General features: G+C 54.5%; 2 rRNA genes. Both read left to right on the top strand.

Annotation, left to right across the window (positions count from 1 at the left end):
* A 16S ribosomal RNA gene (locus M3630_RS30815) occupies nucleotides 1-64 on the top strand; the annotation flags it as partial.
* 66 nt (nucleotides 65-130) lie between these two features.
* Nucleotides 131-247: ribosomal RNA gene (rrf, locus tag M3630_RS30810) — 5S ribosomal RNA — on the top strand.
* Nucleotides 248-253 lie beyond the last annotated feature (6 nt).

The raw sequence follows: 253 nt of genomic DNA, 5'->3' as shown, positions 1-253 counted from the left end.
GATGACTGGGGTGAAGTCGTAACAAGGTATCCGTACCGGAAGGTGCGGATGGATCACCTCCTTTCTATGGAGATATGACCGTAACGCAACATTCGCTGTTCAGTTTTGAAGGAGTATTTCCTTCATATAGTCTGGTGATGATGGCGGAGGGGACACACCCGTTCCCATGCCGAACACGGCCGTTAAGCCCTCCAGCGCCGATGGTACTTGCTCCGCAGGGAGCCGGGAGAGTAGGACGTTGCCAGGCAGTTAC

This window comes from Brevibacillus sp. MER 51, assembly GCF_023714195.1.
Lineage (GTDB): Bacteria > Bacillota > Bacilli > Brevibacillales > Brevibacillaceae > Brevibacillus.
This window is presented reverse-complemented; position numbering and strand designations above follow the sequence as displayed.